The organism is bacterium (genome assembly GCA_016708315.1).
Taxonomy (GTDB): Bacteria; Zixibacteria; MSB-5A5; order CAIYYT01; family CAIYYT01; genus JADJGC01.
Genome location: JADJGC010000007.1, coordinates 113,290 through 132,582 on the forward strand (window position 1 = coordinate 113,290; position 19,293 = coordinate 132,582).

16 protein-coding genes and 1 tRNA gene are annotated in these 19,293 nt (G+C 52.2%); 10 read left to right on the forward strand and 7 right to left on the reverse strand.

The window, feature by feature from the left end; translation table 11 throughout:
* The first annotated feature begins 9 nt into the window (after window positions 1-9).
* The 4 genes from ppk1 (at window position 10) to IPH59_08455 (ending at window position 4,943) form a co-directional block, all read left to right on the forward strand.
* Window positions 10-2,106, forward strand: coding sequence for a polyphosphate kinase 1 (gene ppk1 / locus IPH59_08440; GenBank protein ID MBK7091735.1), 2,097 nt, complete (start codon window positions 10-12; stop codon window positions 2,104-2,106).
* A gap of 84 nt (window positions 2,107-2,190) precedes the next feature.
* Window positions 2,191-3,090 (forward strand): exopolyphosphatase, encoded by a 900-nt coding sequence (locus tag IPH59_08445; GenBank protein ID MBK7091736.1) that lies wholly within the window; start codon window positions 2,191-2,193, stop codon window positions 3,088-3,090.
* Between the two features lie 10 nt (window positions 3,091-3,100).
* Window positions 3,101-3,955 carry a CHAD domain-containing protein gene (locus IPH59_08450; protein MBK7091737.1) on the forward strand — a complete coding sequence of 285 codons (855 nt, stop codon included), beginning with the start codon at window positions 3,101-3,103 and terminating at the stop codon, window positions 3,953-3,955.
* A 106-nt stretch (window positions 3,956-4,061) separates the two neighbouring features.
* The gene (locus tag IPH59_08455) at window positions 4,062-4,943 is read left to right on the forward strand and encodes an SPFH/Band 7/PHB domain protein (protein ID MBK7091738.1); all 882 of its coding nucleotides are present in this window, start codon (window positions 4,062-4,064) and stop codon (window positions 4,941-4,943) included.
* A gap of 20 nt (window positions 4,944-4,963) precedes the next feature.
* On the opposite strand, the gene IPH59_08460 is transcribed toward IPH59_08455, so the two are convergent.
* The 3 genes from IPH59_08460 to IPH59_08470 all read right to left on the reverse strand — a co-directional run bounded on the left by IPH59_08460 (window position 4,964) and on the right by IPH59_08470 (window position 7,741).
* Window positions 4,964-5,039 (reverse strand) — tRNA-Glu (locus IPH59_08460).
* A gap of 99 nt (window positions 5,040-5,138) precedes the next feature.
* Entirely contained in the window at window positions 5,139-6,821 is a 1,683-nt protein-coding gene (locus tag IPH59_08465) for a protein kinase (protein ID MBK7091739.1), read from the reverse strand.
* A gap of 89 nt (window positions 6,822-6,910) precedes the next feature.
* A complete protein-coding gene (locus IPH59_08470) occupies window positions 6,911-7,741 on the reverse strand; it encodes a T9SS type A sorting domain-containing protein (GenBank protein ID MBK7091740.1) in 831 nt (276 codons plus the stop codon).
* A gap of 117 nt (window positions 7,742-7,858) precedes the next feature.
* Here IPH59_08470 and tilS point away from each other — a divergent pair, with 117 nt between their 5' ends.
* The 6 genes from tilS to rmuC all read left to right on the forward strand — a co-directional run bounded on the left by tilS (window position 7,859) and on the right by rmuC (window position 14,632).
* Complete coding sequence (tilS, locus tag IPH59_08475; GenBank protein ID MBK7091741.1) at window positions 7,859-9,238, forward strand: tRNA lysidine(34) synthetase TilS; 1,380 nt, start codon at window positions 7,859-7,861, stop codon at window positions 9,236-9,238.
* Between the two features lies 1 nt (window position 9,239).
* The gene (gene hpt, locus IPH59_08480; GenBank protein ID MBK7091742.1) at window positions 9,240-9,776 is read left to right on the forward strand and encodes a hypoxanthine phosphoribosyltransferase; all 537 of its coding nucleotides are present in this window, start codon (window positions 9,240-9,242) and stop codon (window positions 9,774-9,776) included.
* A gap of 152 nt (window positions 9,777-9,928) precedes the next feature.
* Window positions 9,929-11,746, forward strand: coding sequence for an ATP-dependent zinc metalloprotease FtsH (gene ftsH / locus IPH59_08485; protein MBK7091743.1), 1,818 nt, complete (start codon window positions 9,929-9,931; stop codon window positions 11,744-11,746).
* Entirely contained in the window at window positions 11,746-12,600 is an 855-nt protein-coding gene (folP, locus tag IPH59_08490) for a dihydropteroate synthase (protein ID MBK7091744.1), read from the forward strand. Before ftsH ends, folP begins: the two co-directional genes overlap by 1 nt.
* Entirely contained in the window at window positions 12,600-13,361 is a 762-nt protein-coding gene (locus tag IPH59_08495) for a TIGR00159 family protein (protein ID MBK7091745.1), read from the forward strand. Before folP ends, IPH59_08495 begins: the two co-directional genes overlap by 1 nt.
* A 71-nt stretch (window positions 13,362-13,432) precedes the next feature.
* On the forward strand, window positions 13,433-14,632 hold the full coding sequence (gene rmuC / locus IPH59_08500) for a DNA recombination protein RmuC (protein MBK7091746.1): 1,200 nt from the start codon (window positions 13,433-13,435) through the stop codon (window positions 14,630-14,632).
* Window positions 14,633-14,992: 360 nt separating this feature from the next.
* Here rmuC and IPH59_08505 read toward each other — a convergent pair whose 3' ends face one another.
* The 4 genes from IPH59_08505 to IPH59_08520 form a co-directional block, all read right to left on the reverse strand.
* Window positions 14,993-15,145, reverse strand: a complete 153-nt coding sequence (locus IPH59_08505; GenBank protein ID MBK7091747.1) for a hypothetical protein — start codon at window positions 15,143-15,145, stop codon at window positions 14,993-14,995.
* Window positions 15,146-15,306: 161 nt separating this feature from the next.
* Entirely contained in the window at window positions 15,307-16,833 is a 1,527-nt protein-coding gene (locus IPH59_08510; GenBank protein ID MBK7091748.1) for a carboxypeptidase regulatory-like domain-containing protein, read from the reverse strand.
* Window positions 16,834-16,838: 5 nt separating this feature from the next.
* A complete protein-coding gene (locus tag IPH59_08515) occupies window positions 16,839-17,990 on the reverse strand; it encodes a hypothetical protein (GenBank protein MBK7091749.1) in 1,152 nt (383 codons plus the stop codon).
* Between the two features lie 8 nt (window positions 17,991-17,998).
* Window positions 17,999-19,288 carry a tetratricopeptide repeat protein gene (locus tag IPH59_08520; GenBank protein MBK7091750.1) on the reverse strand — a complete coding sequence of 430 codons (1,290 nt, stop codon included), beginning with the start codon at window positions 19,286-19,288 and terminating at the stop codon, window positions 17,999-18,001.
* Window positions 19,289-19,293: the final 5 nt, after the last annotated feature.

Consider the following 19,293-nt stretch of genomic DNA (forward strand, 5'->3'; position numbering starts at 1 on the left):
TATCAGTCGATGAAGAACAGGCAAACCAGCAAGGAAATCAGCTGGCTCTCCTTCAATTCAAGAGTCTTGCAGGAAGCCGCTAACCCCAATGTCCCGCTCGTCGAACGTATCCGCTTCTTGGGAATCGTCTCTTCAAATCTCGACGAATTCTTTCGCGTCAGGGTGGCAACACTCCGCCGACTCGTGCAATTTGGAAAGAAATCCAAGAAGCTCGCCGGACTCGATCCCAAGGCTCTACTGAAGGAAGTCCAGGAAATCGTTCTCGAACAACACGAACAATTCGACAACGTCTACCGCGACCTGCTGACTGAACTAAGCCGCAACCGCATCTACATCGTCAACGAAAAACAGCTCAACGAGGAGCAGTCCGAGTTCGTTCGTCAGTTCTTTCAGGAAGAAGTCCGCCCCAAGTTGTGTCCGATCATAATCGACGAAGACCAACGCTTTCCCGATCTGCGCGACCAGTTCATCTATCTCGCAGTCATTATGACTCGCGGCGATTCTGCACGCAAAAGCAAGCACGCCCTAATCGAAATCCCGACTGACATCCTTCAGCGCTTGATTGTGCTCCCGTCAATCGGCGACAGCAAGTACATCATCCTGCTTGAAGATGTCGTCCGCTTCGGCCTCGACGACGTGTTCAACCTATTCGACTACGACACTATCGAAGCGTTCACTATCAAACTCACTCGCGATGCCGAACTCGACATCGACGAAGATCTCGCCCAAAGTTACATCAAGAAGCTCTCACGCAGCTTGAAGCAACGCAAGGACGGCAGTCCGGTGCGCTTTATCTACGATGCGCAAATGCCGCCCTCACTGCGCGATGCGCTCTTTGTCGAGCTTGGCTTAAGCACCGAGCACGATACCCTGGTCCCCGGCGGGCGCTACCACAACTTCCGTGACTTCATGAAGTTCCCCGACTTTGGACTCCAGCACTTGCGCTATACGCCAACGCCAAGTATCCCTCATAAAGGTTTAGTGAAGAACAAGAGCATCCTCAAGATCATCCAACGCCAGGACATCCTACTTCATTATCCCTATCATTCGTTCAACCACGTCATCGACCTTCTGCGCGAAGCTGCAATCGACCCGCAGGTCCATTCGATAAAAACGACCATCTACCGCGCCGCTCGAAACTCCAGCGTTATGAACGCCCTGATCAACGCCGCTCGAAACGGCAAATCCGTCGTCGCCGTTGTCGAACTTCAGGCGCGCTTCGATGAAGAGGCCAACATTGGTTGGGCGAATCGACTTCAGGAAGAAGGCGTCAAAGTCATCTTCGGCGTGCCGGGTCTCAAGGTCCACGCCAAGCTCTGTCTGATCAGCCGCAATGAGCGAGGTCGCCGTGCGCTTTATGCCGTTGTCGGCACCGGCAATTTCAACGAAGACACCGCTCGCGTTTACAGTGACCACTGCCTCTTAACCGCTCATCACGGCATCGCCAAAGAGGTTCAGAAGCTGTTCGAGTTCTTCGAGAACAACTACAAGACTTCCGAATTCCGTCACTTGATTGTCGCACCTTTTGACATGCGCTCGCGCCTCATTCGCTGTATTCGTCGCGAAATTCGCGCCGCCCGCGATGGGCAAGAGGCTCAGATCTTCCTCAAACTGAATAATCTGGTCGACTCGGAAGTTGTCAGCACCCTTTATGAAGCCAGCCAGGCCGGCGTTCAAGTGCGCCTGATTGTTCGCGGAATGTTCTCGCTCCAGCCCGGTATTGAAGGCCTCAGCGAGAAAATCGAAGCTATCAGCATTGTCGATAAATACCTTGAGCATTCTCGAATCTACGCCTTCTTCAATCGCGGAAAACCCGTGTACTACATTTCTTCCGGCGACTTAATGACACGAAACCTCGACCAGCGCGTTGAAGTCACTTGTCCAATTTACGATCCGTTGCTTCAGCTCGAACTCCAGGAATATCTCGGAATTCAATGGAATGACAACGTCAAGGCGCGTATTCTCGACGCTGAACTGACCAACCAATTCCGCCAGACCGATGGCGCGCAAGCCGTCAGAGCACAGTGGGCGATTTACGATTACTTGCGCGACCGCGCCTCAGTACCGTTGAACCGAAGCGAGCAGGATATTGCTCAGCACCATTGATTTCTGTGCGTCAACACAAGGCAGAATCCGTATTCCCATTAAGACCGTGATACTGACTGCTTACCACGAAAGGAGAGACCAACGATGAAATTTGCCGCAATCGATATCGGCTCTAACGCAGTGAAATTGCTCCTTGCCCGCGTTATGCAGAATGGCGCATCGCCTTACTTCAAGAAAGAGTCGTTCATCCGTATGCCGATTCGACTCGGTGAAGATGTCTTTTCCAATCAGCGAATCTCCCCCGAACAAGCAGAGCGACTGGTGCAAACGATGGCCGGCTTCAAGAGCCTGATTGCCGCATACGACGCGCTCGACTACATGGCCTGTGCAACTTCAGCAATGCGCGAGGCCGAAAACGGTCAGGAAATTGCCGACGAAATTCTTAAAGCGACCGGAATCGAACTCCAAATCGTCGATGGCGGTCGCGAAGCGCAAATCATCTATTCCAACCAGGTCGAAGGTTCCCTCGTCCCCAATCGCGCCACCCTCTACGTCGATGTCGGCGGCGGCAGCACCGAAATCAGTATCATGCACAAGGGCCAGTGCATTGACTCAACTTCGTTCCGCATCGGCACGATTCGCATCCTCAAGGACCAAATCTCCGACGAAGATTGGCAGGGACTTCGCAATTGGCTAAAAATCAGAACCAGGGAACTCGACTCGCCCGTCATCATCGGCAGTGGCGGCAATATCAATAAAGTCTTCCGCCTCGCTCGCAAGAAAGAGGGCAAACCCCTCAGCCATAAACGTCTCAAGACCATCTACAAAGCCTTGACCAGCTACACCTATGAAGAACGCATCCTTCTTCTTGGTCTGCGCCCCGATCGCGCTGATGTCATCGTACCGGCGTGCGAAATCTTCCTCTCGATCATGAAATGGGCACAGAGCGATCAGCTGTTCGTCCCGCAAATCGGCCTTTCCGACGGTCTGATTCACATTCTCTACGAGAAGCAGCTGAAGTCCGCACTCGAGCCCGGCGACTAAGATCAGTCCTATGCCTAAACGCCTGGTTGTTGCACATCTTCGCTCGCTCGTCGAAAAACTCGACAGCGACTACAAACTCTCTTCCCGTCACTTCGGTCGCGAAGCGATTCATGAGATGCGGGTCGACATCAAACGCCTTCGTGCCTGCCTGCTCCTCGTCGATTCGATTCTGGCAGAAGATCGTTCGTCCGAAATCCTTCCGCGGTTAAATCGCCTCTTCAAGCGTGCCGGCAAAGTCCGTCACTACCAGCTCGAAATGGACATCACCAGACGTTACATGGACGATTCCGGGCTAAGGCTCGACTGGTATTACAATTTGCTCAAAGCCGAAGAGCTTTACCACCGCCGACGCTTCGCAGCACATTGCGATGATTTCGATTTGAGTTTTGTCGGTCGCGGCGTGAGGAAAATCGGTAGATTGCTTGACCCGATCGACAACGACAAGATGGCACTTCTGATTCGTCAACATTTCGAACAATTACTCAAGAGTCTTCACGATGTGACTCTCGATGGCGATTCTGAATCAGCCCACTTTCACGCCGTACGCATACTCTCCAAAGAGACCCGTTACGTGCTCGAAGTCCTCCGCAAGTTTCCGACCGACGACAATTACTTCGACAATATTGACAAACATCTTCTCGGACTACATCAGGCGTTGGGCGCATGGCACGACTTTGACGTCTCAGTCATCGACTTGGAACGCCACCGCGAATCGCTCCCAACCGATTCCGAAATCTGCACTGAGTCCTATTCACGCTTCCTCGCCGCCTTAACCACCGAACGCGACCTCCAACTCGAGCTCTTCCGCTCCCGCTGGATCGATTTCTGCGCCATCCCGCAGCTCACCAATCAGAACGTATCCTGACCCTGCGATTAACATCGCCACTTGCCGATTCTTCCGATTCCGCTTGACGCCATCCTTGCCAAAAGTGTACCTTTATGTCGTACATTATTCCCAAGTGGAGGCTGCAATGGAATCCAATTATAGCTACTGGCTGCTGCTGTTAATCCCAATCTTCTTTTTCCTGATTGGAATTCGCATCATTCGACCGACTCACCGTGGTTTGATCGAACGGCTGGGCAAATACAATCGTTTTGGCAATCCCGGTTTTCAATTTGTGATTCCGATAATCGAACGCATGTTCATTGTTAATGTGACCGAACAAATGGTGGACGCCGATCCGCAGGAAATTATCACCAATGATAACCTCAATGCCATGGTCGATGCCCAAATCTACTTCAAGGTCAAGAGCGATGAGGATAGCGTCAAGAACTGCCAATACAACGTGAACAACTATCGCATCCAGATTGTTGCGCTCTCCCGCACGACTCTTCGAAACATCATTGGCACTATGTCGCTCAAATCCGCCAATAGCGAACGTGGGCGCATCAATTCAGAGTTGCAGAAAACACTTCGCAACGAAACCTCAAGCTGGGGAATCGAGATTGTTCGCTCCGAGCTCAAGGAAATCAATCCGCCGCGCGATGTGCAGGAAACGATGAACAAGGTTGTTAAGGCCGAGAACGAAAAGGTCGCAGCCGTCGACTTCGCAACTGCGGCCGAAACCGTTGCTGATGGTACGAAACGTGCGGAGATCAAGAAGGCCGAAGGCATCCGCCAGGCGCGCATCCTTGAAGCCGAAGGCGAAGCGCAGGCCATCAAGTTGGTCAATGAAGCTGCCAATCAATACTTTGTCGGAAATGCCCAGATCTTACGCAAACTGCAGGCGGTCGAGGAATCCCTCAAGAACAATGCCAAGGTCGTCGTACCAAGCAACACCGAGCTCGTAAACGTAATTGGCGAGTTGGCTGGAGTACCGAAAAAAAAAAGAAAAAAAAGGGTGGGGGATTAAGCCAGTGGATTGCTTTCAATTGGCGTCCCCAACGGGAGTCGAACCCGTGTCGCCGCCGTGAAAGGGCGGTGTCCTAGGCCACTAGACGATAGGGACGTCTAAGTAGAAACACGATTATATTCCTAAGACGCAAATTGTCAAGGATTTTGTTGCTCGACCTATTTCCGATTATGTCAGTTGAAATCGGGGAGTAAGCTAAAAGGGCAGGGCGTCGCTCAAATACAGCACTATCAATATCAATGTAAACAGGAATATCCCGCCCCAAATCAGCAGTTTCTTGGTGTTTTCGTCAAGCGAATAGTCGATTCCGGTGCTTGCCGATGCCTTCTGCGAACAACCCTCAGACTCCAGCATCGTGATTATCTCCGAAAATGAGTTGAATCGCTGACCCGGCGCAGTCGCAATCATCTGCTCAATCAGCTTGCGCTGAAAATCGCCGGTAACCCGATTGCTGTCGATCCACATGAATTTGCCGTGGGTGTCAAAACTCGGTATTCGGTTGGTCAAGAGCTGATAAAATATGATCCCCACCGAATAGATATCTGCCTGCTTGCTCTTGCGCCTTTCCGGTGCCGCATACCAGTTCACCGAATTCTTCTCGACATTCGCCATCAACGCAAAGTCCGAAATCTTCAGCACATCTTCCGCATCGAAAACGATATTCGATGGCTTCAAATTGCCGTGGATAATATTGTTCTTATGCGCAAAATCCATTCCGCGGGCGATCTGGAGCATCAAATTCCGCGCGTCGCGCCACTCGATCGGTTTGACCAGCCGATCGGAAAGCGATCCTCCTTGCGCATAATCCATCACCAACACCAGTTTCGCATCATCACTGCCCGCACCGTGGACGCGAAGGATGTTCGGATGATTCAAATTCGAAAGAAGCTTCGATTCGCGTAGCCCAATATCCGGCTTGTTCTGCTTCTTGATAACATACAATGCCCTTGTACCGCGATCTTCGACAAGATAGGTCGAACTATATGTCCCTTCCTTAAGCGTATCAAGAAACGAGCAGTTGCCCACAAAACTCTTAATCTTCGTTGAAGGCGGCTCAGTCGTGCCTGTCTTCTCTCGATGATACATCACCGCCAGAAGGGCATCCTTCATCTCTACCGCTTTTTGGTAACGGTCGCGCCTGTCCGGTTGAAGCGCCTTCTTGACTATCTCATCAAATCCCGTCGAAAGCTGCGGATTCAACTCCGTCGGCAGCTTAAATCGTCCTTCCGGCTTGCGTCCTGTAAGCACTTCATAGAGCATCACTCCGACAGCATAGATGTCCGTCGTCTGATCAACCGTCGCCGAATTCTCCCGCTGTTCCGGTGACATATAGGCATACGTCCCCATAACGACACCCGTCTCGGTTCGCTCCGAAGTGTCAATCTCCAGCAGTTGCGCAATTCCGAAATCCGCAACCAGCGCGTTGTCTTCCGGATCAATCAGAATATTCGCCGGTTTGATATCGCGATGGATAACTCCGTTCTTGTGTGCGTAATCCAACCCTTTTAATACCTGAATAACAATCTCAAGCCGCTTGCGTGTCGGCCAGTCCGAGTTCTGCAATATGTCCTTAAAATTCGTGCCTTCAACGAATTGCATCGCAAAGAACAACCGCCCGTTATCCTCGCCCCGGTCGATGACATGCACAATGTTGGGATGCGACATTTTGGCAAGAGTAGTAGCTTCGCGCTCAAATCGTCTCACCAGATCATGATCCGCCGAGATCTTCTTCTTGAGCACCTTGATGGCAATCAACCGGTTCAGCGATCGCTGACGCGCCAGAAATATCTCCGCTAGTCCGCCTTCGCCGATCTTACGGATTATCTCATATTCGCCGATACGCGGCGCCGCTGGTTTTGTGCCTGCTGAAATTGCCATTTTTTCCTTATCAGTAGAGAAGCCGGACATGGCTCCCCTTGTCTGTTTCGGAATCAATGCAATGAATCTTGAGCTTTGATTTGTCTTAACTACTTGATAATCGCCATCTTGCGCAGAATTGAACCACCGGCGTGGTTCAACTTGTAAAAGTACATCCCGGATGGTGCACTTTCTGCACTCCACACTACCGAATGCTGTCCTGACTCGACATTTTCATCCAGCAGCGTCGCCACCTTTCGCCCGAGAATATCGTAAATCTCAAGCGTCACCCGCCCAGCCCTCGGCACTGCGAATGAGATCGTAGTGGAAGGGTTGAACGGATTAGGAAAATTCTGCTCCAGCGCAAACTCTCTGGGAATGAGTTCCGCTTCGCTGTCAACATCAGTCGTCTGATCTGTCCAAATCGAACCGGATTGAAAATCCGGCCGAATAGTCCTGCCAAGTCCATCCGAGGCCTGAATCTCTTCAGTTATCCAGAAACCAGCATCGTAGAAACGATTGTAAAACGTATCTACCGGAATTTGGCCCTCGTCAGCGCTCAACTTCACCCGATAGTAGATGCGGAAAACCTCTTCATCATAGGCATAAAATGTTGCTATATCATCGCTTATCTTCGGCAAGATATGCACAAATCCGCGCCGCCTGGCGTTCGATAGTTGTGAATTGAGTACGTATAGATTCGCCGGTACCAAGTTCGAAAAAACCACCGAATCAATCGTAAGGTCGTCGCTCACTAGCTTCACCGGGACAATCAGACTGGCAAGCGGAACGTTGGTGTTACACAGAAAGCGCACATACCCTAGCTCTCCAGCGCGGGAGTATGCGTCTTCAACTCTCACGCTTACATTCTGCGCGCTCAATCCGGCAATCGATATCATGGAGATTGTCATGAAATGCAGCAATATCGTACGTATACGCAAACGAACACCTCGTAGAATCAAGTAAAGAAGACCCATTCTTTAAACGTTCGGTTTTCAATACAGTTCCACCAACTTTCCTGCCTTGTCCAAGCCCAACCACTTCTTATATTGGATGTTATGAACCGTCCTAAGACCCAAGCCAACGACCTCGAATTGCAAATCCCCCCGGCAAGGTCCATCCTCGTCGCACTTTCTGGTGGACCCGATTCAACGTTGCTCCTGCACCTGCTTCTTCGGGAGTCGAAATCGCTCAAATTCAAGCTCTTCGCCGCACATATCAACTATCGCTTGCGGCACAAAGACTCCGATGCCGACGAAGCATTCTGCCGGGACCTCTGCATGAAGCTCGGCGTCAAGCTCTTCGTGAAGAAACTCCCAATCGGTGCAATGGCGAAATCCAATCTCCAGGAAAACGCCCGCCGGATTCGTTACGAATACTTCGACGAACTCTGCGAAAAGCACGACATCGACTTTATCGCCACCGGCCACAACCGCGACGACAACGTCGAAACCGTCATCATGAATCTTGGCCGAGGCGCCGGTACTTTCGGACTGGGCGGAATCAATCCCCGGGAGGGCAACATTATCCGACCGCTGCTCAATTACAGTCGCACTGAAATCGAGAGTTACCTCAAGGCTAACAAGATTAAGTTCCGCACCGACGGCTCCAACCTCGAAACTAATTACCTGCGAAATCGCGTTCGCCTGCAACTTCTGCCGCAAATGGCGAGTCTATTTGGTGAGGCGTTGCCCGGCAACATTCACCGCGCCGCAAGATTGCTTTCGGAACAGGAGCACGCTCTCAGGCAGATTGCCGACGAACTAATCGCAACCGATGCGCGCACCACTGCGGGCGGGAAAATTGTTCTTGATTTGGATAAATTCCACCTCTATTATCCAATGTTACAGCGGCTTGTGATCGCACTGTGCTACGAACGTATGCACGGCTCGCTCAAGGATTTCGATTTTGGCACCAGCGAGCGCGTACTTGAAGTCGCTTCCGGTTCAACCGACCTTGTCGATTTGAAGGCCGGAATCTTCGCCGAGCGTTGTGATCGCGTGATGTACATCTATCGCCGATCTCCGTCAACTCGGCCCGTTGCAATCAAGCGCACCGGCAAGACCAAGGCCGCCGCTTTCTGGGCAGAGTTTTCTTTCGCCCGGATACCTAGAGCTTCGGTCAATCGTGACGACTTGCGCAGCGGTCAGAATCTGCGTGTCTATTTCGACGCAGCCAAACTGCGCGGTCAACTAACAGTTCGCTCCGTTCGCGAGGGCGACAAATTCAGCCCGCTCGGCATGTCGGGACATCGCAAGCTCTCCGACCTTCTGATCGACGCGAAGGTCGACCGTCCGTTGCGCGATGAGATTCCGATTGTCTTGTGTGACGACAAAATCGTCTGGGTCGTCGGCTTGGCGATTTGCGAAGATTATAAAGTTACCGATACTACTAAAACAGTGGTCCAGTTGGAGGTAAAACCTTATCGAGGCATTTGATATCGCTCACAAACATCGCATTCTCATCAGCCCGGAACAACTCGAGTCGCGCATTTCTGAATTGGCAGATTTGATTCGCCATGACTACCGCGACAAGAATCCGGTGCTCTTGGGGACTCTCAAAGGAAGTTTCGTCTTCCTGGCAACATTGGCGCTGAAGCTGGATTTTGATCTCCAGATCGACTTCATTTCCGCCCGCTCCTATGGCAATTCCGATATCTCGTCAGGCGTCGTCGATCTCTACAAGAACTTGTCAATAGACATCCGCCATCGCCACGTCTTGGTCGTTGAAGACATTGTCGACTCCGGTTTCACTCTCCGTATCCTGCTTGAGGATTTTGAGTTAGCGAAACCAAGCTCGGTTAACGTAATTACTTTGCTGAACAAGCCGGCCAATCGCAAAGTCGAAGTGCCGATAAAGTATGTTGGTTTTGACATAGAAAACGATTTTGTTGTCGGTTTCGGTCTCGATTATTCCGAGAAGTACCGGAACCTGCCATATATTGCGGTGTTAAATCGTGATGAAGTGAGTTCGTAAATTTAAGCTGGAGAATATAATTGAACCAGAATCTCTTTAGACAATCAAATCAACCGCCCCAAAAACCTCGTCGCGGGGAGGAACCGCCCAAGAAGGAAGACAGTAGTTGGAAGAAGAACTCCAAGAGCATCCTCTTCTGGGCGATTTTCTTGATGATCATCTTCGTCGCCGTTCGCTTCTTGTCCGCGCCGCAAGCTGATCGCGCCGAAATTACTTACAGCGAAATGCTCGCCCAGCTAAGCTCGGACAACATCTCCGAAGTGACATTTGTCGAGCGCGAAGTCCGTGGCAAGTTCAAAGCTAAATACCTTCCCGAAAGTGCCAAAGGACGTACCGAGGGCGTCGCGAACTTCCTCGTTCGTATCCCATTTGCCGATACCGACCTGGTCGACAAGTTCAGCGAAGCCGGCGTCAAGATCAGCGCGGAAAAATCCGATGATGGTTGGATCGGCTACCTGATAACCCTTGCTCCATTTCTCTTGATTATCCTGCTGTGGGTTTTCATCATGCGCCAAATGCAGGGCGGCGGACCCAAGGGGCTCTTCTCCTTCGGCAAGTCCAAAGCCAAACTTATGTCCGAGGATCGTCCAAAAGTCACCTTCAATGATGTTGCCGGTGCTGACGAAGCAAAAGAAGAACTCGCTGAAATCATCGAATTCCTCAAAGAGCCCGGTAAGTTCCAAAAGCTCGGCGGCAAGATTCCCAAAGGCGCTTTGCTCGTCGGTCCTCCCGGAACCGGAAAAACCCTTCTTGCCCGCGCCGTCGCTGGCGAGGCAGGTGTGCCGTTCTTCTCGATGTCTGGTTCCGACTTCGTCGAAATGTTCGTCGGTGTCGGTGCGTCTCGCGTCCGTGACTTGTTCGATCAGGGCAAGAAAAACGCCCCCTGCATCATCTTCATCGACGAAATCGATGCCGTCGGCAGACTCCGTGGCGCCGGTCTTGGCGGTGGCCACGACGAACGCGAACAGACTTTGAATCAGCTTCTGGTCGAAATGGACGGCTTCGAATCCAACGAAGGCGTCATCCTAGTCGCGGCTACTAACCGCCCCGACGTACTCGATCCGGCACTTCTGCGACCCGGTCGATTCGACCGCCAAATCATCGTCAATCTGCCCGACGTGAAGGGCCGCGAAGGCATCCTTTTGGTCCATACCAAGAAGATCAACATGTCCGACGATGTCGAACTCAAGTTGATCGCCCGAGGTACTCCCGGTATGTCGGGAGCTGATCTGGCAAACGTCGTCAACGAAGCCGCTCTGTTGGCTGCACGTCGCAACGGCGACAAGGTCACCATGCGCGACTTTGAGCAAGCCAAAGACAAAGTCATGATGGGTGCCGAGCGCCGTTCGCTTGTCATCTCCGAAGAAGAAAAGCGCACTACTGCCTATCACGAGGCCGGACATGCGCTCGTCGGCAAACTCATTCCCAAGGCTGACCCGGTTTACAAAGTCACGATCATTCCGCGCGGTCTCGCCCTTGGCGTAACCAGCTTCCTCCCGACAGAAGAGAAGCACACCTACTCCAAGGAATATCTCGAAACCAAGCTCATCTACTTGATGGGTGGCCGTGCCGCTGAGAAGCTCGTCTTTGACCAGCTCACTACTGGGGCAGGCAATGACATTGAACGCGCCACCGACCTGGCTCGCAAAATGGTCTGCTCGTGGGGTATGACGGATGCGCTGGGACCGTTGACCTTCGGCAAATCGCGCGAGGAAATCTTTATTGGCCGCGAAATAGCCCAGCATCGCGATTATTCTGAGAAGACCTCGCAGGCGATTGATGACGAAATTCGTCGCATCGTTGAACGCGCTTATAACAACGCCGAAGAGATTCTCCAGGGCAATCTCGACAAGCTACACATGCTTGCAACCGCTCTTCTCGATCACGAGATTCTCGACAGCGATGAAATTGACCGGATCATGCGCGGCGAGAAACTTGACAAGATTCCGGTCAACTTGCGTACTGCCTAATGCACAAAGAAGCTCGACGACGCGATTTCGACTTAGTTCGGCTTTTTAACAATCATTATCGAATTGTAATTATGGGCGTGGTAAATACCACGCCCGATTCTTTTTCCGACGGCGGATACTTCCTCGATCCATCCGCTGCTGTTGCTCAAGCCTTGCGCCTCGTCGAGCAGGGTGCCGATATCATCGACATCGGTGGTGAATCCTCGCGCCCCGGTGCAATGCCAGTCTCTGAATCAGAAGAACTCCAGCGCGTCATACCAGTCGTTTCCGAACTGGCAGGGAAGTGCTCTGTCCCGATTTCCATCGACACCACCAAATCTGCCGTTGCTCGCGCCGCGCTCGAAGCCGGCGCTTCCATCATCAACGACATCTCGGCTCTCCACCACGATCCTGAAATGGCGCAGGTTGCCGCAAAGCACAATGCCGGTCTGGTGCTGATGCACATGCGCGGCACGCCCCAGCAAATGCAGCAGGACACCGCTTACTCAGACCTGATCGGCGAAATAGTCGACTATCTGTCTGTGGCAATTACGAAGGCCGAATCCGCTGGTGTCGCTCCAGACAAAATTATGGTCGATCCAGGCATTGGTTTTGGCAAAGATCTCGAAGGCAATCTTTCGATCTTACGCTCAATTTCTCAACTCAAGTCCCTCGGCAAACCGGTCTTGATCGGCGCCTCGCGCAAATCCTTCATTGGCCGTCTGACAGGAGCTGACTCAGGCAACAGGCTTGCCGGTTCAATCGCTGCCGCAACAGCTGCTGTACTCAACGGTGCCTCTGCCGTTCGCGTCCACGATGTTGCCGAAACCCGCCAGGCCGTCGATCTCGCAATTAGATTGAGAGGAACACCGTAGTGGAACTCTTCACCTACAAGTTTCTCAAATTCACCCTCGTCGACCTTATCGATGTCGCTGTAGTCGCAACAATCCTCTACAAGTTCCTTTCCCTGATGAAAGGCACCCGCGCCGCGCAAATGATCACCGGACTGACTCTACTTTTCGTCCTCGCGTTTTTTGCCTATTGGTTCCAACTTCAGGGCGTGATGTGGCTCTTTACAAATCTCGCCACCGTCGGCTTTGTCGTGCTGGTAATTCTCTTCCAGCCCGAAATCCGCGGCGTACTCGCGCAGATCGGCCACTCGCGAGTCGTTCGATTCTTCTATCGCACCGAAGAATCAGTCTCAGTTGACGAAATCACCCGTGCCGCCATGCGCCTCAGCGTTCTCAAACACGGCGCACTCATCGTCCTCGAACGCACCGTTGGTCTCAAGGACTTCATCCAGAGCGGCAAAGAACTCAATACCTCCGTTTCGGAGGAAATGATCACCACCATCTTCACGCCATACACGCCGCTCCACGACGGCGCCATCATTATCCGTGGCGACACCATCATTGCGGCAGCCTGCATGTTGCCCCTTTCGCAAAATCCGGCCTACTTGAAAATGTTCGGCATGCGCCACAAAGCCGCCGTCGGCATCACCGAGGAATCCGACGCTATCTGCATGGTCGTTAGCGAAGAGACCGGCGAAATCTCCATCGCCTACGAGGGCACCTTGCGCCGCGACATCGAGCGCACACAGCTCAAAGACGTGCTTACGCGCTTCCTCAAAGTGTAGTCACGTTCCTCAATCACATCTCGCCTTGACAGTCCTGTCCAAGTTCGCTATATCACTCCTTGGAAAAGGCTATGATCACAGCAATCATCACATTCATTGTCGGATTCGCACTTGGAGCCGCAGTTATCTACCTGCTCAAGTCGCGCCAAAAGGAAGAAGCTCGTGCCATTGCCGATGAACTCCTGCGCGACAGCGATGTCCGTCGCCAGCAAGATATCGACCGCGTTATCGAACACGTCAAATTGAGCTTCGGCAGCCTTTCCAGCGAAGCTTTAACCAAAGCCAACGACGAATTCCTCAAACTTCGCAAGTCCCTGATGGAATCCGACCGCGAGGTCCACGTCAAGGAACTCGACTCCAAGAAGGGCCTCATCGACGAATCTCTCAAGTCCGTCAAAACCGAACTCGACAAGGTCCAACAACTAATGGTCGGCCTCGAAAAAGATCGCGCCACCAAATACGGCGAACTCGACTCCAGCCTCAAATCGCATCAGGCGCAAGTGCAATCATTGTTGCAGACCGCCAACTCGCTTCGTGAAGCTCTCGCCTCCACCAAGGCACGCGGCCAGTGGGGTGAACGCATGGCAGAGGATGTCCTCAGGCTTGCCGGCTTTATCGAGAATGTAAATTACTACAAGCAGAAAACAATGAACGAGGGCCGCTCGCGCCCCGACTTCAGCTTCCCGCTGCCGCAGGGCTTGATGCTCAACATGGATGTCAAATTCCCGCTCGACAACTATCTGCGTTATCTGGAATCAGGCAACGAAACCGAAGAGTCCCGCTATCGCAGCGACTTCCTCCGTGATGTCCGCAATCACGTCAAAGCCGTCTGCGGCCGCGATTACATCAATCCGGTAGAGAAGACCGTCGACTACGTCCTGCTGTTTATTCCCAACGAACAGGTTTACGCTTTCATCCACGAGTCAGATCGCGCACTTCTCGATGATGCCATGCGCAGCAAAGTCATCATTTGCTCGCCGCTGACTCTCTATGCAATCCTGGCCGTGATTCGCCAAGCCTCTGACAACTTTGCCTTTGAGCGCGCATCCGAACAAATCCTTCTCGCAGTCGACTCATTCGACAAGCAATGGAAGATGTTCGTTGACAAAATGGATACTGTAGGGAAGAGATTAGAAGATTCGCAAAAGGCTTTCGTTGATTTGACAGGCACCCGTCGGCGTCAACTTGATCGCGTCATCGATAAAATTCAAGACCTCCGTGCCCAAAAGGGCATCGAACTCCTCGACGACACCACCGATTCCGAAAATTAACACAAACCGACTTTGGTACGACTGACATTCTTGTCTGTCCTCTTCTCCACCACACCGTTTGCTATCCAAAGTCGGTGCCCCAGCGCTTGCGCTGGGTGCCAATGCAATCCCCCAACGAATGCTGGTAGGACAGACATTCCTGTCTGTCATCTTTTGTACCACTGCGCTTCTTACAAGCCGTAGTTTCCCCTCTCCCACCGGCCGACCAAGTCCCGCCTTGCGGGAGAGAGGGGAAGGTCGAAGATCCCGCGCTTCGCGGGAGGTGAGGGCTCTTGCCCGGTGCCTCAACGCTTGGGGACTGTTGAAAAAGCCACTTTGCTATAGGAATGATCTCATTCATGTCACTTTCCTCCCTGTAGGTCATTCCCGCGAAAGCGGGAATCCAGCCCGGGTCTTTACCCAAATTGACACCGATTCGCCGGTGTCCCAGCGCTTGTTGATCGCAACGAAATCCTGTTCACGGGGCGGTGGGTGCCGATGCAGTCCTCCGACAAATACCGGTACGACCGACATTCCTGTCTCCGCCCGGCGCCCGCCCCCCCGGGGCAGACATTCCTGTCTGTCATCGCTCGCACCTGAAATTGGTATCACGACACCAACCAATTTCCTTCAACTGACACAAAAAAAAGGCGGACATTGCTGTCCGCCCTCAATCGCGTGATTATTTGCTACTTCTACCGCAGCTGCTTCACCGCCGGCATACCCGGCGAGCCGTCTTGTGACGGTAGGGGAGGAGTATCCGAAATCGTATTTCGTGTAGTTATCACACCTTGTGGCGAAATATCAAACACATACCACCAAACTCCGGTACCAGTCGTCGGTACGCTGAAGTTGGCAATCTTACCAGTCGTCGAGTACACTTCAATCTGTGCATTCGACTCCGTAATCGCCGGCGTTCCGACATAGTTCTTGACTGCGAAGACGCCTGTACTCGACAGTTGGAACATCGTGATCGTTTCCGGTCCCAGCCCGTCCTGATCGTCAGTATCCAGTATCACGTAAGGCGGCTCATTCGCGACGCCCTGGTCACCGTAATAAACTTCATAAACTTGTTCACTTACGGTAGTCCAGAAGTGTGCATCCAAGTCGGTCGGAGTCTCGCCCCACGACAGTACGATACGGAACTGCCCTTGGGCCAACTGCTCAGTCAATGCAAACTCCGAGGTCGTTAACGCCGCGTTGTGTACAATCGTGCGCGACAACGTTATGTAACCCGAGATCGTCGCGGTAACTTCGTACGTCCCGTACTGAAGATCATCAAAAAGATACACGCCTGCGCTGTTCGTCGTCGTCGTTCTGTTGGCTGGGCCGGTTATCGAAACCTGTGCTTCCACCAAAGGTCCACCCGTTGTTGCGGCCGTCACATGTCCCGTCAACACACCGCGGTCACCGCCGCCGCCGCCAACGATTGTTACATTCTGTGCTTCTTCATAAACAGTCGCCAATCCCGGAATGTTACCCTCATCATCAATCATCCCGACGATCACCGGTTCCAGCGTAGTCGTCCCCGCGCTAATCGCTGAGAACGAAAGATTAATGATAGCCTCATCACTTGGTACAACGTCGCTTTCGCTGGTACGAGTCACCGTTAGCCTGAGCTGATTTTCGATCACTTCACTGATGATGTTCAGCGTGCCCCAATCATCATTTGCAGCAGTCGCGTCGACAAATCTAACTCTTGCCGGATCAAGTTCGACGGTGAACTGCCCGTTTCTGAATTCGGGAATATTCCAGATTTCCAATTGAGAAGTGAACGTCGCCGCCGCCGCCGTCAACTGCTCATATGGCGCAATTCGAACCATCGGAGCAACAGGACGAACATCGATTACTGTAATTGGATTCAGACCTGCATCAATCGTCACTTCTGACTGACCGCCATAAATCACAATCTGATTGTCGTCCGGAAGTATATCAATTCCTTCCACGACAAAAATATAGTCTCCCACCTCAAGTACAACGCCGCCAAAAGTGAATTCTCCATCAACGACTGTTGTCGTTGCCTGAGTGATTAACGACTCACTCTGGAAGACTGTCAGTCGCATCAAGTCTATCCGCGCAGTCAGCGATGTCTTCTCCAGTCGCACCGACACATTGGCGGCATTCGATTCATCCGGCGTCGTCGTGCGATCCTTGCTGCATCCGCCTGCCACTACGGCAAGCATCAACAGCGACAATAGTATTACATTTCTTATTTTCATCATTATCCTCACATCACCCTATACGTCAAAGCGAAGATCAATCCCAGTCCCGACAAATCCGTTTCATAGTTGTCGGAGATATCAACTTTGCCGGAATAAAGAGTGACCATTGTGCTGGCAAAGAAATTCGGCGTGAACGCATAACTGCCGCCGCCGCCGATGCCAAAGTAATTCGACTTCGGACGATACAACGGCGTATCCTTGCCATAGTCGTTTTCGCTAAAATTCTGATACTCCAAGCGCCCATTGACTCGCAGCTTCTCCATGACCGGATACCCAACTCCGCCATACCACAGAAACTCGTTGCGCCCCGATCTCTCGGCTTCGTCAACCAATTCCGATCCAGCAGACGCATCCTGAACCTTGCCTTTGCCGCGAGTCAGCACGGCGACACCGGTCGTGAAGTTCACAACGTCCGTGTAGGACACGCTGCCGCGAATCACCATCGCTGCGCCCGCTTGAAACACCTCAGCGTCTCCGACCTTGTCCTTCATGTACATCGTATACGATCCATCGGCCATGAACGCGATCTTGTCTTTCTGATAACCAAACCCCGCCATTGCCGAGATTTCATCGCCGAACTTGTATTTCTCGGTGTCATTCTCCCGTGCCTGGAACTTGCCCTTAAGCATGTACCCGGCGCCGAGATGAAATGCAAGATTACCCGCCTTCGGATGGACCATTCCTTGTGCGCCCAGATCAAGACCCTGCCCGAATCTTCTGACAAGATACTTGCGCGAATTGTCCGCTACCGACGAAGCAATTATATACTGCTCTTCATCCAATTTCGTCTTACCCGTTGGCAAATTCGCCATCGCAGTAAGAGACGTCAGTCCGGCTGATGAGAAAAACGTCGCCGCAATTCTCGTGTCATTCAGCGATGACAACGACAGATCTTCAGCTCCTTCAACTTCAGGATCAAGATTCGCGTTTGCCATTGTCCCATCCAGCTCAAACAAGAACCGTTCGCTGGTCTGCAGCGCCGCGCTCAATCCAAACACCACTTCCTTCAGTGTCTGCACCGGCTCGGAATCCACTTCAGCTTTCCACGAATTGAGCAGGTAAAACACTGTCGCTTGCGATGACTTCTTGGTCTCTGCGAACGCTGTCTGAGCAACCATCAACAGCACCACCAATAAGACTATTGTATTCTTCATCATTCCGCTCCTTACCTGATCGTCCCGGAGACGGTTGCGGTGCCTGTGCTGTTTTCCTGCGGTTGATCCTGCGTGCGCGGATCAACTACGCCGGGGTCAGTTATGTTGATGACATGAGTCACCGGATCGAAGAAAATCACATCGTCGTTTACCAGCGTCGACAGAATCTTTGTATCAAACGTGTTGATCGGCCCTGAGTTGTTTCCCAACAACGTTGCATCGTTCGCAAGTTGACGCGCGAGATTGAATTTCGGATCAAGACTCATTGCACGCTCAAACATGCTTTTCGCTTTCACGAATTCGCCGTTGTCATACAACTCGACGCCTTGACTAAACGCTAAGAACGCCTCGTAGTTTTCTGTCGGTGCCTTCTTTAGTGTTTGTCTGCGGCTTCCCTTAACATCAATACCCAGACTGTCGACCACCGATAGAACCATATCCTTTTGCATCTTCATCGCGTCTTTGAGCTTCGCGTCCTTGCCGTAGGTCGGCTTAAATGCCGCGTCCGAAGTGTTCACCAACGCCGAATTCAACGTGAATGAACTTTCGTTCGGCTTGTCTACACTAGCATTCACCAGATTCCCGGCGCGAACCAGCTTGCCCAGTCGCGGCGCGGAATTCTTGTCTGAAAATCCTTCTTCCGCCAGTTCCAATTCCTTGATCAGATACTTGAATTCGAGTCTTTCGACCACCTGAAGTTCCTCAATCGAAGACAGATCATACCACGTCACCGTCTGCAATCCGGTCGCAAGTGATCGCGTCGTCTCATCCGATTTGTTGTGTACGGCAAACGGCAATACACCTACCGTATTCTGAGCCGGCACTTCCTTCGAAATCGCATCTTCCTGCTTCACAGCATTGGCAACCTGAAGCCGCAGGTTTTCGTTCTGTACGAATAGCAACCGCCCACGAATTGCGTCCGCTGCCTTCGATTTCCCGTTCTTCGCCAGATAACTGCGATAGAACTTCTCAGCTCCAGCGAAATCGCCCTTGTTCTCGGCGATCATCCCCTGATACAGTGACACTATTCCGTCATTCGGAAGGCTCTTCTGTGCCTCAACCAAGTAAGTCTCTGACTTGGCGAAGTCGCCCTTGTGATAATATGCCTGTCCCAAAGAGCGCATCACCTTGGCGTCCGTTGGCTTCTCCTTCAACGCCGACTCGAGATGATCAATCGCCAATTGGTAGTTCCCCATCTCAAGGGCGCGTTCGCCTTGACTGAGGCTGCTCTGGCTGCATCCTGCAGCAAGAAACAGGGCAAAGATCACCAGCGCGGCAACAAGTGCCTTGCAGCTAATCATAATTC

What these genes read in the sequence shown, in the direction of transcription:
- ppk1 (MBK7091735.1), top strand. Translation starts at nt 10, where the DNA reads ATGAAGAACAGGCAAACCAGCAAGGAAATCAGCTGGCTCTCCTTCAAT.
- IPH59_08445 (MBK7091736.1), top strand. Translation starts at nt 2,191, where the DNA reads ATGAAATTTGCCGCAATCGATATCGGCTCTAACGCAGTGAAATTGCTC.
- IPH59_08450 (MBK7091737.1), top strand. Translation starts at nt 3,101, where the DNA reads ATGCCTAAACGCCTGGTTGTTGCACATCTTCGCTCGCTCGTCGAAAAA.
- IPH59_08455 (MBK7091738.1), top strand. Translation starts at nt 4,062, where the DNA reads ATGGAATCCAATTATAGCTACTGGCTGCTGCTGTTAATCCCAATCTTC.
- IPH59_08465 (MBK7091739.1), bottom strand. Translation starts at nt 6,821, where the DNA reads ATGGCAATTTCAGCAGGCACAAAACCAGCGGCGCCGCGTATCGGCGAA.
- tilS (MBK7091741.1), top strand. Translation starts at nt 7,859, where the DNA reads ATGAACCGTCCTAAGACCCAAGCCAACGACCTCGAATTGCAAATCCCC.
- ftsH (MBK7091743.1), top strand. Translation starts at nt 9,929, where the DNA reads ATGATCATCTTCGTCGCCGTTCGCTTCTTGTCCGCGCCGCAAGCTGAT.
- folP (MBK7091744.1), top strand. Translation starts at nt 11,746, where the DNA reads ATGCACAAAGAAGCTCGACGACGCGATTTCGACTTAGTTCGGCTTTTT.
- rmuC (MBK7091746.1), top strand. Translation starts at nt 13,433, where the DNA reads ATGATCACAGCAATCATCACATTCATTGTCGGATTCGCACTTGGAGCC.
- IPH59_08505 (MBK7091747.1), bottom strand. Translation starts at nt 15,145, where the DNA reads ATGTCGGTCGTACCGGTATTTGTCGGAGGACTGCATCGGCACCCACCG.
- IPH59_08510 (MBK7091748.1), bottom strand. Translation starts at nt 16,833, where the DNA reads ATGATGAAAATAAGAAATGTAATACTATTGTCGCTGTTGATGCTTGCC.
- IPH59_08515 (MBK7091749.1), bottom strand. Translation starts at nt 17,990, where the DNA reads ATGATGAAGAATACAATAGTCTTATTGGTGGTGCTGTTGATGGTTGCT.
- IPH59_08520 (MBK7091750.1), bottom strand. Translation starts at nt 19,288, where the DNA reads ATGATTAGCTGCAAGGCACTTGTTGCCGCGCTGGTGATCTTTGCCCTG.